This is a genomic window from Nocardia sp. CS682 (assembly GCF_004634405.1).
Lineage (GTDB): Bacteria > Actinomycetota > Actinomycetes > Mycobacteriales > Mycobacteriaceae > Nocardia > Nocardia ninae.
Map to the genome: position 1 here is coordinate 7,650,795 of NZ_CP029710.1, position 11,511 is coordinate 7,662,305.

Sequence of the window (11,511 nt, forward strand, 5' to 3'; positions counted from 1 at the left end):
CTTCTTCGATATATGTCTCACAACCTGGAGGTTGCTGCCATGTCCCGTATTCAGCTCGCACTCAACGTCGACGACCTCGACCAGGCAATCGCCTTCTACTCCACCCTGTTCAATACCGCGCCGGCCAAGCGCAAGCCGGGGTATGCGAACTTCGCCGTCGCCGAGCCGCCGCTGAAGCTGGTGCTCATCGAGAACCCGGGTTCGGGCGGCAGCCTCAACCACCTCGGGGTAGAGGTCGAATCCTCCGAGCGCGTGCACGGTGAGATCGCGCGACTGTCGCAGGCCGGGCTGTTCACCGAGGAGCAGATCGCCACGACATGTTGTTTCGCCACCCAGGACAAGGTGTGGGTCACCGCCCCGGATGCCGAGCGGTGGGAGGTGTACACGGTGCTGTCCAATAGCGAAACCTTCGGCACCGCACCCGAACTCGCGACCACGGACGCCGCGGCGACGGCGGTGTGCTGCGGCACGGCCGAGGAGGCCGCTGCCGAGGGGGCGTGCTGCGGTACCGAGGCCAAGGGCAAGGCCGTCGCGTCGGGTGCGGGCTGCTGCGGCTGACCGGCATCCAGCGCTCACGCCGGAGTGGGGGAGTTCACCGGAAGTTCGCTTGCGTTCCTGATTCGATATCCGTCAATATCGATGCATGTCGAATCAGGGACCCGCGCTGCCGTTGGCCGCGCCCGGATGCGCGGCCACGCCGCTCGCTCGTCAGCCATTGACCGCTGCGGCCGCCGTCGAGCTGGCCGCGCAGTTCAAGGCGCTGGCCGATCCGGTGCGGTTGCGGGTGTTGTCCGCGGTCGCGGCGCGGGCCGGCGGTGAGGCCTGCGTGTGTGAGGTCTCCGAGGGTATCGACGTGACCCAGCCGACGATCTCCCATCACCTGAAGGTGCTGCGCGAGGCGGGACTGCTGACCAGCGAACGCCGTGCGTCGTGGGTGTACTACCGGGCGGTTCCCGAAGCACTGCAACGGCTTTCGGATGTGCTGGCGACCGAGGCCGGTCTGGTGGTATCCGCGTGAGCGCCACGCCCGACCATCCGCCCGTCGTCGGCAAGCTGTCCACGCTGGACCGGTTCCTGCCGGTCTGGATCGGTGCGGCGATGGTGGCCGGACTGTTGCTGGGCCGGCTGATCCCAGGGCTCGGTGACGCGCTGTCCGCGGTCGAGATCGACGGGATCTCGCTGCCGATCGCCCTCGGGTTGCTGGTGATGATGTATCCGGTGCTGGCCAAGGTGCGCTACGACCGCCTCGACAGTGTCACCGGTGACCGGCGGATGCTGGGGGGATCGCTGATCTTGAACTGGGTCGTCGGGCCCGCGCTGATGTTCGCCCTGGCCTGGCTGCTGCTGCCGGATCTGCCGGAATATCGCACCGGGCTGATCATTGTCGGGCTGGCTCGCTGCATCGCGATGGTGATCATCTGGAACGACCTGGCCTGCGGTGACCGCGAAGCCGCCGCTGTGCTGGTCGCGGTGAACTCGCTGTTCCAGGTGGTGATGTTCGCGGTGCTCGGCTGGTTCTATCTGTCGGTGCTGCCGGGCTGGCTCGGTCTCGAGCAAACCCACATCGACACTTCGCCGTGGCAGATCGCCAAATCGGTGCTGATCTTCCTCGGCATTCCGCTGCTGGCCGGATACCTGACCCGGCGCTTCGGCGAGCGGGCCAAAGGGCGCGCCTGGTACGAATCGAGCCTGCTGCCAACGATCGGGCCGTGGGCGCTCTACGGGCTGCTGTTCACCATCGTGATCCTGTTCGCTCTGCAGGGTAAGCAGATCACCTCCCAGCCCCTCGATGTCGTACGCATCGCTGTCCCGCTGCTGGCGTACTTCGCGCTCATGTGGGGCGGCGGCTACGCCCTCGGCGCGCTGATGGGCCTGGGCTACGCACGCACCACCACGCTCGCATTCACCGCGGCGGGCAACAACTTCGAACTGGCCATCGCCGTCGCCATCGCCACTTACGGCGCGTCCTCAGGACAAGCACTGGCCGGGGTTGTCGGCCCGCTCATCGAGGTGCCCGTCCTCGTCGGACTGGTCTATGTCTCCCTCGCGCTGCGAAAGCGCTTCCGGCCCAATGTATCCCCGGACCTACCTACCGAGACCGAACAGGTGACCCGATCATGACCGTGCCCAGTGTGCTGTTCGTGTGCGTGCACAACGCCGGACGTTCCCAGATGGCGCAAGGCTTTCTGTCCCACCTCGCCGGCGACGCGATCGAGGTCCGGTCCGCCGGGTCCGCTCCCGGCAACACCCTCAATCCCGCCGCGGTCGAGGCCATGCGCGAGGTCGGCATCGATATCACCGGCCAAGCACCGAAAATCCTCGACCCGGACACCGTCGAAGCGTCCACCGTGGTCATCACCATGGGCTGCGGCGACGCCTGCCCGTATTTTCCTGGCGTCGACTACCGCGACTGGAAACTCGACGATCCTGCGGGCAAAGGCATCGACGCCGTCCGGCCCATCCGCGACGAAATCCGCTGGCGGGTGGAGAAACTCATCGAGGAGCTCGTGCCTGCTCGGTGATGGCCGACATCCGCTGCGGAACCCGGTTTTCGTGCTGCCCAGCCGGTGCTTCAGCGATCGTGTTGTGGCACTTCGGCATCCGAGTGCCGATCGGGCGAGCGCAAGGGTGCGCCGACGTGGTGCATGTGTCGCAGCGCCTCGCGGTACGAGGCGATCAGACCCGTTTCGTGGTAGGGCACGCCGATTTCATTGCAGTAGTCGAGGACGATCAACCGGGCGTGCCGCAGGTTCGGGGTCGGCATGCTCGGGAACAGATGGTGCTCGATCTGATAGTTGAGCCCGCCGAGGGCGAAGTCGGTCAGCGCGCCACCCCGCACGTTGCGGGAGGTCAGCACCTGGCGGCGGAGGTAGTCGGGGCGGTCGTCGCCGGTCAGGGTCGGCATGCCCTTGTGGTTCGGGGCGAAGATGCAGCCCATGTACAGGCCGAAAAGTCCTTGGTGCACAGCGAAGAAGGCCAAGGCTTTGTCGGCGGGCAGTACCGCGAACAGTGCGGCCAGGTAGACGGCGAAGTGGCCGAACAGCAGTGCGCCCTCCCAGCCGCGGTGTTTGACCGAACGATCTTTGAGCGCACGCACACCGGCCACATGAAGGTTCAAGCCCTCCAGCAACAGGAGCGGAAAGAACAAGTACGCCTGCGCCCTTCCGATGAGACGCGGCAGACCGCGGCTGGACCTCGCCTGCTGCTGTGACCAGACCAGAATGTCCGGCGCGACATCGGGGTCGAGCTCTTCGTGGTTCGGGTTGGCGTGATGGCGCGTGTGCTTGTCCTGCCACCAGCCGTAACCCAGACCGATGCCCGCGTTGCCGACGAGTCGTCCCACCAGCTCCGTCGGCTTCCGTAGCCGAAAGACCTGGCGGTGCGCGACATCATGCATGACCAGCGCGATCTGCGCGAACGCCACCGCCATGAACGCCGCCACCAGCAGCGTCCACCACGAATCGCCGATCTGGACGAACGCCACCCAGCCGGCTACGAATGCGACTCCGACAAGACTGAGCCGAACGGCGTAGTAGGCAGGCCGCCGATCCATCAGCCCCGCTTCGGAGATCCGACGCAACAGACGGGCGTAGTCGCCGCGGTGTGCTGACCGGGACGATGACTCGGGGGCCAAGGCAGGTGTCGTCATAGATCTTCCTGAGAGGTGATTCGGCGACGCCACCCCTTTTTCGCCGACCCTGCTGGCCGATCGATGGCAGAGCGCCGCTTTCGATACCCCGAAACTATCCGCTCGCGCCTCGTTACTCGTAATCCCCTGGTATGACATGAGATCGGACTGTGGGGTGAGATCTCATGTCCACCGCAGACCGAGGAGGTTCACCGCTTATCGGCCGACAATGTCCTGATACGTTGCGCCGAGCCGCATTTGGATCTGCTCTTCGACGACCTCGTAACCCAACCGCTGGTAGATGCCGTTGCTCGTGGGATTCGACTTGTCGGTAAACAGGAGAATCTCGCGGTTTCCGGTGTCCACCGCGACCTGCGACACGTGGTGCGTCACCGCCGCCGCGTAGCCATGCCCGCGATGCTCCGGTGGGGTGGCCACCAGGCCGACCCGCACGATCCCGGCAACGCTGCGCGAGAGGGATGCGACCGACACCGGCTGTCCGTCGACCTCCCACAACCAGATGCCGTTGTAGGACAGCCGCTCACCGACCTCATCGAACGGCGCCGAGGTGTCTTCGTCCGCGAACACCTTGGTGAAATCCTCCAGCACCGCGCGGTCGGACTCCTGGGCGAGCCGGGCTTGCCCGGCCGTCGGGCGCGGCGCCACCAGCTCCCGCAATCGGTAGAGAAGTTGCTGTTCAACGACCTCGGACCCGCGTTGGGTGGCCTCGGCGAAGGCCTGCACGACACCGATCGGGCCGACGACACCGTCAACTTCCCGGCCGGCGTCCTTCAGCGCCGCGACCAACTCGGCCGCATCGTCGGCGGTAAGTCCGAACAGGCCCAGTGCGGACGGGCGGGTATGCACGATCGCTCCGCCTACCTGACCCTCGCGCGACAACCAGCCGAACAGTGGCGGGTTCGGATGCCCCGGCACGCTGCCGGCGGCAACGGTCGCGCTCACGGTCAACGCGACATTGTGTTCGGCGGGCCGGGACCGCAGAAACTCGCCGGCCGCCCCTAGATACTGCTCGACATCGTCGGTGAAGTTCCAGCCCATGCCACCTATGCTGTCGAACCGAGGCTCTGGGCGCATCCTTATTGTTTGCGAGCTGTCCACGGCAGCAAGCGGTACCGCGTCGAGGATCGTTGTCATCCGGGCCGCCCGAGTGGTGGACATTCGTGATCGGTTGGCCGCCAACGCCTCTGGTGCGGGGCCGATCGGTCGATGAGGTGGACGATTTCCGGCCTTGACCTGAACATAGGTTCAGCTTCTAGTGTCCGGTTCGTGAGTGAACATGAGAATGCAGAAGCAGTGTCGGTCGCGGTTCTAGGTTTGGGTGAGATGGGGTCGGCGCTGGCTGCTGCCGTGATGGCGGCCGATCATCCGGTCACCGTGTGGAACCGGTCGGAAAGCAAAGCTGATCCGCTGGTGGCCGAGGGGGCGCGGTGGGCCGCGACGCCCGACGCGGCCGTTGCCGCGGCCGAGGTAGTGATCGTCAATGTCAAGGGTGGCACGGTGGCGGCGGAGCTGCTGCGTGGGGCAGGGTCGGCAGCGGCGGGACGGACCGTGGTGGATCTGACCGACGGTACGTCCGAAGAGGCCAGGACCACTGGGCAATTGGTGACCGAGCTCGGCGCGGATTACCTGCACGGTCAGATCATGACCATCGCGCCGGCCGTCGGCTCACCGGATGCGGTGGTGTTCTACGGCGGTCCTCGTCCGGTGTTCGACCGATACGAAGCGTTGCTCCAGGTGCTCGGCGGGCGCGCCACCCATGTGTCCGGCGACCCTGGTGTTGCCGTGCTGTACGGTATGGCGGTCCACGACATCATGTGGGGACTGCTGAACGGATTCCTCCACGCCGCAGCGCTTCTCGGCAACGCAGGTCTCCGGATCGGCGACTTCAGCCAGTTGGCGGAGCCGTCCCTGTCGGCGCTGCCATCCCTGTTCCCGATGCTCGCCACCGAAATCGACCGCGCGGAGTTCGCCACACCTTACGGCGCACTCCAGCATCACCTGCCCTCCCTCGAGGACTTGATCGCCGAAAGCCGTACGCGCGGAATCGACCTCGACCTGCCGACCTACACCAGAAACCTCGTCGCCGAGGCGCTCGAGGCAGGTCACGGGCACGATAGCTACGCTCGGCTGGTGGAACGCTTCAGTCGTCGATAGTCGCGCGGGCGGTCCCGGGCACGAATGGAGCGCTGGCGCCGCCTCCATCGTGGCCGGCGGCTGTTCCGGCGCCGCGGCGCTGCAACCCTGGCGGACAGTCTGCCGCAGTCGACGGGCACGCAGGCAGTCACCTCCGGATGGCACGCACCGTGCTGTTCCCCACTTGGTAACCGGGGATGCACGATCGGCGGTCGGCAATATTGTTGTGGCATCAGTGATGGTGGGGGACAGGCTATTCGAGAGCTCGGACCCCGACGTTTCAGGTTCGATGGAACGAGGGACTCAGCATGCGCAAGTTGTCGGTAGTCCTAGCCGCGGCGGCCACGATGTCGGTGGTTTCTGTCTGCCTTACAGCAACTGCCGAACCGCAGGCGGAGCCTTCGGCGGCGAACCGGGTAACGCACTGGGAGCTGTCCCATGCCGGTGCGCACGCCGAAGGCGACATCTACTGGGGCTCAGGCTATTCCGCCTACGCCTCGGGCTGGTTCAAGGCGGCCGGCAACGTCGGCAAGATCTGCTACGCGGGCAGCGCGGGCGAACTCGGCGCCGGCGGCGACTGCACCACCGCGCAACCCGGCCGCACCGAACCCATCGCATACCGCTTCTTCGTCAAAACCGAGGGTGGCGTGCATCGTGTCGATGTCTCGCTGTTCGCAGCAGGGCAGGAAAACCCGGTCGGCAGCCTCTACTGCACCCGCGAGGGCTGCGAGCACATCCCTGTTTGATCCGTTGTCACATGGTCGATTCCTTGCTGATTCGGCTCGCTGTCTTGCTGGAAGTGGGTGGCTAGGCGCACGCATAACTCAGCCAGCGCCGGCTCGTCGATGCGCGGTCCCTCGGCCCAGGAGTCGCTGTCGAACCAGCCCACCGCATCGGGGGTGCCCTGCGGCCGAACGAACACATGCTGATGGAAGTGCGCGACACTGCGTCCTGTGATGGCGGAGAACACGAAATCGGGAGCCAGCTCGGTTCGCAGGGCGGCGGCGGACTGGCGGACCGCCCATCCGACGGCGGCTGCTTCCGCGTCGTGCAGATCGGCCAAAGTGGCTGCGTGGCGGGTCGTTTCAACGAAAAGGTAGCCCGGCATCGGCGAGCCTTCCGAGAGCGGGCGATGGGTTACCACCACTAGATCATTCGCATAGATCACCGGGCCGACCAATCGGCCGACGCCCCGGTGCTTGTCGCAAATCAGGCATTCGTTCCCCACTCCGTGACAGTACCCGCAAGCCTTGCTTCCGTTCTGTCGCGACTACTTCCGCGGACCGAGCCGGGCGTTGACGAGGTCGATGATGAGATCGAGTGTGTAGTCGAATTCTCGATCGCGGTCGTATCGCGCCAGATGTGGTGCGGCGGAGGCGACCTGGGGCAGGCCGGAATTTTCGAGGGTGTGCTGGCGCTGGGCGATTTCGTCGGGGTCGGTGGTGCCGAAGAGTGGTCCGGCGGACACCTCGCGCAGCAAGGTGCCGATCAAGGTGGCCAGTAGCGTGCGCAGCAGGTGGACGGCTTCCTCGGGAGTGCTTCCGGCGCTGCGTAATACCGTGAGCAGCGTTTCGATCGGCGCCAGTCCGGCCGACGACGAGAGTTGGCGGGTCAGGACGAGGGTCGCGGCCTCGGGGTGGGCGAGGGTGACGCGGCGGAATTCGTGAGCCAGTGCCCGCAGGTCCGTTTCGATCGAGCCTGTCGGCGCGGGGATCCGGAGTTGCGCCAGTACGTGCTCGGCGACGGCGTCGAGCAGATCGTCCTTGCCCGCGACATGGTGGTAGAGGCTTTTGGCGTCCACGCCGAGAACGCGACTGACCGAGCGCATTGCCAACGCACCGATGCCGTCGTTGTCGATCACCTCGAGCGCCGCATCCCGGATTGCGGCGCGCGACAACTGTGCCTGCGCTTTCGGCGGCCGCCCTCGGCGCGGCGGATCTGCGCGGGTCGGGACCACACCGGTCATTGCTCATCACCTCTTGATTATTTCCACGCTGTGGGTTTAATCTACCTGACATTCCCACGGCGTGGGAATAGAGCGTCGGGGCGGGCATCGCAGCCACCTCGCGCATCATTGATCGCTCAGGAGCTCGCCATGACCGACCGTTTCGCCATCCCGTCTCGCGAGGTGCTGCGCGCCCGCGAAAAGCTCGTCCTCGACCACTTCCACGACGAGGTGCGCCAGCAGTGGGACGACGTGCTGGCCACCTTCCCGCACCCGCACTACGAAATCATTCCCACGCTCACCGTGCACGACGGCGACGCGGAGGTGCGCGGCTACTACCATGACACCCGCGTCGCCTTCCCCGACCAGGACCACGAGATCATCGCGCTACGGCACAGCGCCGATGCCGTGATAGTCGAATTCTGGCTACTCGGAACACATTTAGGGCCGCTAGGCGGCATCCCGCCCACCGGGGCCGGGCATCGCACCAGGATGACGGCGTACTTCGTCTTCGACGAGAACGAGAACCTGATCGTCGAGCGCATCTACTTCGACGCGCTGTCGATGCTCAAACAACTCATCGGCGGAGTGAACCTGCGCGACCCTCGGAAGTGGCCGCTGGTCCTGCGTGCACTGCGTGGACTACTCGCGATGTCGAGCAACCCGAACCCGTTGCTGGTCAACACAGCACGCGCCGACCTTTCGGACGGATCGCGATGAAAGTCCATCACCTCAACTGTGGCACCATGCGACCCATCGCCACTCCCGACGGACTCGTCTGCCACGTCCTGCTCGTCGAAACCGAACACGGTCTCGTCCTGGTGGATTCGGGCCTCGGCGTGCACGACGCCCAAGCCCCTGGCCGGCGCTTCGGTCCCGGCCGCTTCTTCGTCCGGCCGATATTCGACCCGAATGAGGCCGCCATCAACCAGATCCAGCGCATGGGATTCGACCCGCACGACGTTCGCCACATCGTGCTCACCCACTTCGACGCAGACCACGTCGGCGGGTTGGCTGATTTCCCCTGGGCACAAGTGCATCTGACACGAGCCGAGGCACTCGCATCCCAGCACCCCCGGACACTGATCGAAAGACAGCGCTATCTCGCCCCACACCGCATCCATGGACCCCGGCTCGTCGAACACGACCCCGCAGCAAGCGAACCGTGGCGCGGATTCGCCGCCGCCAAGGAACTCACCGACATAGCCGACGGCATCGTGCTGATCAGCCTCCCCGGCCACAGCCGAGGCCACGCCGCGATCGCCGTCGACGCCGGCGATCGCTGGGTGCTGCACGTAGGGGACGCCTTCTACCATCGCGGCCAACTCGACGGCACCAACTCCGCACCCAAACTCATGACCGCGATGGAGCGAATGATGGCGTTCGATTGGCCCAGAGTCCGCTCCAATCACCAACGCCTGAGCCAACTCTGGGCAGCCGCCGAACCGGACTTGATGCTCGTCAACGCACACGACCCCTACCTATTCGACCACGCCCGTCAGGCCAACCCCATTCGCTAGCCGCGACACGTCGATTCCAGGCAGAGCTGCTGGCTGCTCCGGAGGCCGGTGGGGTGGGGTATTTCGTGCCAGTCGGACCTAAGGTGTAACTGCGGTCGATGGGCAGGCGCGCGCTCGGTCCGCAGTCCCGCGGTTCTTATCTGGTTACCAGGCATTGTGCCGTGTCAGACGGTATGTCAGTCCGGCGTCAGGTCAGTGTCAGCCGGGCTGGCGACAGTGGTCGAGTGAACAGCACAGCTATTGCGGCTTCCGGATTTCGGAACGGATACGAGAACACGGCGATCCTCGATGGCATCGGCGCAGGCTCCTACTCGATGCTGCGCGCGGAATGCCTCGACCGACTCTCCCGCGTGCTGCGTGGTGATCATGTTTTCGCTCAGTTGATCCGCTTCGCCCTGGTCGGTGGCGCGAGCAATATCGCGTATTTCCTGTTGTTCCTGGCCATGAACGGGTTCGGCCCGCTGCTCGCCAATGTCGCCGGCTCGATGGTCAGCACGGTGATTGCGAACGAACTGCATCGCCGGCTCACCTTCAATGCGGCCGGACGGGTCGACTGGTTTACCGCGCAGTGGGAAGGTGGCGGGTTGGCCCTGATCGGCCTGCTGGTCAGCACCGCAGCCCTGGCGGGTCTCGAGTTCTGGGCCCCTGGTCTCGGCGAGTTGGCACAGTCGGGCGCGGTGATCGCCATCATGGCGGCAGTCGGCGGTATGCGGTTCCTGGCGTTGCGCGGCTTCGTCTTCTGAACGTCCGGCTGGCCGGACGACCGCGGACTCAGAACTCGCAGTACATCACATGGAGACCGACCCGGCCGAGGGTCGGATGGCGAAACGCGCCGGGTACGGTGCCCACGACTTCGAACCCGAGACGCTGGTAGAGATCGACGGCCCGGTGATTGGATTCCGCTACGGCGTTGAACTGCATGCCGGCGAAACCGCGCTCTCTCGCCCAGTCCAGCACGAACCGGCACAACGCCGTTCCGGCGCCCTTGCCGCGGGCATCGGCGGCGACCATGAAGCTGGCGCTCGACACGTGTGCACCAGGGCCCGGCCGATTGGCATACGCATTGGCGGTACCCACCACGCCCGCATCCGTCACGGCAACGACGCAGATCGCGGGCGGACCCACCGTCCAGATCTCGCGCGCCTGCTCCTCGGTCATCGCCGGGTCGTAGACGAACGTCTCACCAGCCCTGACGATTTCCCGAATGATGGGCCAGACCTGCGGCCAGTCGTCCGGTGTGTACTCGCGAACCAACATGAACCACAAGCTATCCGGGGTAGCGCAGAGTGCCCACTCATTTGCCGCCGGCTGTTCGGTCCAGCCCTGACCGCGGCCAGGACGAAGGGCCGGGAGCCGTAGCCTGGACGGGTGACAGCTGTTGATTTCGGCGGCGAGCCCGAGCTGGGCTGGGACTTCGCCGGTCCCGCCGAGGCCGTGCCGCGGGGCGCCGCGATGATCGGCTATCGCGACACGGCAGGCACCGGGTTGGACCTTCGGGTTGCCGGGACGGCGGCGGTCACGGTGGTGATCGGATTCGGGGACCACCAGCTGATCGTCGACGACGCGCACGGGCGTCGGTCACTCGACGGTTTCGTTGCCGGGCTTCCCATCGAACCCATGCGCATCCGTAGCGAGCAGGTGGAATGCATCGAGGTTCGCTTGTCGCCGATCCGTGCGTATTCGCTGTTGGGTGTTGCCCCCATCGATCTGGGCCGGGGCGCTGTCGCCCTGGAGGACCTATGGGGACCGCGGGCTCGGCGGCTGCGCGAGCAACTCGCATCCGCCCGCGCCTGGGACGAGCGGTTCGCTCTGACGAAATCGTTTCTGGCACAGTCCGATAGGCCGATCCGGACGCCCGATCCCGAGGTGCTCACCGGTTGGCACCGCATACTCTCCGCGCGCGGTCAGGTGAAGATCGGTACGCTCGCCTCGTCTGTCGGATGGAGCAACAAGCGGCTGTGGTCGCGGTTCGAGTCGCAGATCGGCCTGACACCCAAGCGGGCGGCGATGCTGGTCCGATTCCGGCACGCGGTCGACGGTCTACTGGCGGGCCGACCGGCGTGCGATGTCGCGGCGGACTGCGGATACACCGATCAGGCCCACCTGTGCCGAGACATATCGATATTCTCGGACCACACCCCGGGGGCACTGAAGACGCACTATCTGCCCACCATCGCCCAGCAGCGGTACCAGGCCTGGGGAAATTTTTTCCAATACCGAGCGTGACCTCCCGGTCGATAGTGGTGTTCACCTCGGGTGCGTCG

The 11,511-nt window shown here is 65.8% G+C and carries 15 protein-coding genes; 10 read left to right on the top strand and 5 right to left on the bottom strand.

The window, feature by feature from the left end; genetic code table 11:
• Window positions 1-39 precede the first annotated feature (39 nt).
• The 4 genes from DMB37_RS34635 to DMB37_RS34650 all read left to right on the top strand — a co-directional run bounded on the left by DMB37_RS34635 (window position 40) and on the right by DMB37_RS34650 (window position 2,522).
• Window positions 40-558, top strand: a complete 519-nt coding sequence (locus DMB37_RS34635; RefSeq protein WP_135236285.1) for an ArsI/CadI family heavy metal resistance metalloenzyme — start codon at window positions 40-42, stop codon at window positions 556-558.
• 85 nt (window positions 559-643) lie between these two features.
• On the top strand, window positions 644-1,018 hold the full coding sequence (locus tag DMB37_RS34640; RefSeq protein WP_135236286.1) for a metalloregulator ArsR/SmtB family transcription factor: 375 nt from the start codon (window positions 644-646) through the stop codon (window positions 1,016-1,018).
• A complete protein-coding gene (gene arsB / locus DMB37_RS34645) occupies window positions 1,015-2,121 on the top strand; it encodes an ACR3 family arsenite efflux transporter (protein WP_135236287.1) in 1,107 nt (368 codons plus the stop codon). Before DMB37_RS34640 ends, arsB begins: the two co-directional genes overlap by 4 nt.
• Window positions 2,118-2,522: an arsenate reductase ArsC gene (locus tag DMB37_RS34650; protein ID WP_135236288.1), complete on the top strand. Its 405-nt coding sequence runs from the start codon at window positions 2,118-2,120 to the stop codon at window positions 2,520-2,522. Before arsB ends, DMB37_RS34650 begins: the two co-directional genes overlap by 4 nt.
• A 50-nt stretch (window positions 2,523-2,572) precedes the next feature.
• Here DMB37_RS34650 and DMB37_RS34655 read toward each other — a convergent pair whose 3' ends face one another.
• Complete coding sequence (locus DMB37_RS34655; RefSeq protein ID WP_135236289.1) at window positions 2,573-3,649, bottom strand: acyl-CoA desaturase; 1,077 nt, start codon at window positions 3,647-3,649, stop codon at window positions 2,573-2,575.
• Between the two features lie 195 nt (window positions 3,650-3,844).
• Window positions 3,845-4,687 carry a GNAT family N-acetyltransferase gene (locus DMB37_RS34660; RefSeq protein ID WP_135236290.1) on the bottom strand — a complete coding sequence of 281 codons (843 nt, stop codon included), beginning with the start codon at window positions 4,685-4,687 and terminating at the stop codon, window positions 3,845-3,847.
• 228 nt (window positions 4,688-4,915) lie between these two features.
• On the opposite strand from DMB37_RS34660, the gene DMB37_RS34665 reads away from it, so the two are divergent.
• Entirely contained in the window at window positions 4,916-5,803 is an 888-nt protein-coding gene (locus DMB37_RS34665) for an NAD(P)-dependent oxidoreductase (protein WP_167769023.1), read from the top strand.
• Between the two features lie 287 nt (window positions 5,804-6,090).
• Window positions 6,091-6,528: a hypothetical protein gene (locus tag DMB37_RS34670; protein WP_135236292.1), complete on the top strand. Its 438-nt coding sequence runs from the start codon at window positions 6,091-6,093 to the stop codon at window positions 6,526-6,528.
• On the opposite strand, the gene DMB37_RS34675 is transcribed toward DMB37_RS34670, so the two are convergent.
• Window positions 6,489-7,010 carry an HIT family protein gene (locus tag DMB37_RS34675; RefSeq protein WP_206055074.1) on the bottom strand — a complete coding sequence of 174 codons (522 nt, stop codon included), beginning with the start codon at window positions 7,008-7,010 and terminating at the stop codon, window positions 6,489-6,491. The two genes, DMB37_RS34670 and DMB37_RS34675, sit on opposite strands and share 40 nt — an antisense overlap.
• 42 nt (window positions 7,011-7,052) lie before the next feature.
• Window positions 7,053-7,748, bottom strand: a complete 696-nt coding sequence (locus DMB37_RS34680) for a TetR/AcrR family transcriptional regulator C-terminal domain-containing protein (RefSeq protein ID WP_135236293.1) — start codon at window positions 7,746-7,748, stop codon at window positions 7,053-7,055.
• A 129-nt stretch (window positions 7,749-7,877) separates the two neighbouring features.
• Here DMB37_RS34680 and DMB37_RS34685 point away from each other — a divergent pair, with 129 nt between their 5' ends.
• The 3 genes from DMB37_RS34685 (at window position 7,878) to DMB37_RS34695 (ending at window position 9,990) form a co-directional block, all read left to right on the top strand.
• A complete protein-coding gene (locus tag DMB37_RS34685) occupies window positions 7,878-8,447 on the top strand; it encodes an ester cyclase (protein ID WP_135236294.1) in 570 nt (189 codons plus the stop codon).
• The gene (locus DMB37_RS34690) at window positions 8,444-9,247 is read left to right on the top strand and encodes an MBL fold metallo-hydrolase (RefSeq protein WP_135236295.1); all 804 of its coding nucleotides are present in this window, start codon (window positions 8,444-8,446) and stop codon (window positions 9,245-9,247) included. Before DMB37_RS34685 ends, DMB37_RS34690 begins: the two co-directional genes overlap by 4 nt.
• A 314-nt stretch (window positions 9,248-9,561) precedes the next feature.
• Complete coding sequence (locus DMB37_RS34695; protein WP_135238000.1) at window positions 9,562-9,990, top strand: GtrA family protein; 429 nt, start codon at window positions 9,562-9,564, stop codon at window positions 9,988-9,990.
• A gap of 28 nt (window positions 9,991-10,018) precedes the next feature.
• Here DMB37_RS34695 and DMB37_RS34700 read toward each other — a convergent pair whose 3' ends face one another.
• Window positions 10,019-10,504, bottom strand: coding sequence for a GNAT family N-acetyltransferase (locus tag DMB37_RS34700; RefSeq protein ID WP_135236296.1), 486 nt, complete (start codon window positions 10,502-10,504; stop codon window positions 10,019-10,021).
• Window positions 10,505-10,615: 111 nt separating this feature from the next.
• Here DMB37_RS34700 and DMB37_RS34705 point away from each other — a divergent pair, with 111 nt between their 5' ends.
• Complete coding sequence (locus DMB37_RS34705) at window positions 10,616-11,473, top strand: AraC family transcriptional regulator (protein WP_240771787.1); 858 nt, start codon at window positions 10,616-10,618, stop codon at window positions 11,471-11,473.
• Window positions 11,474-11,511: the final 38 nt, after the last annotated feature.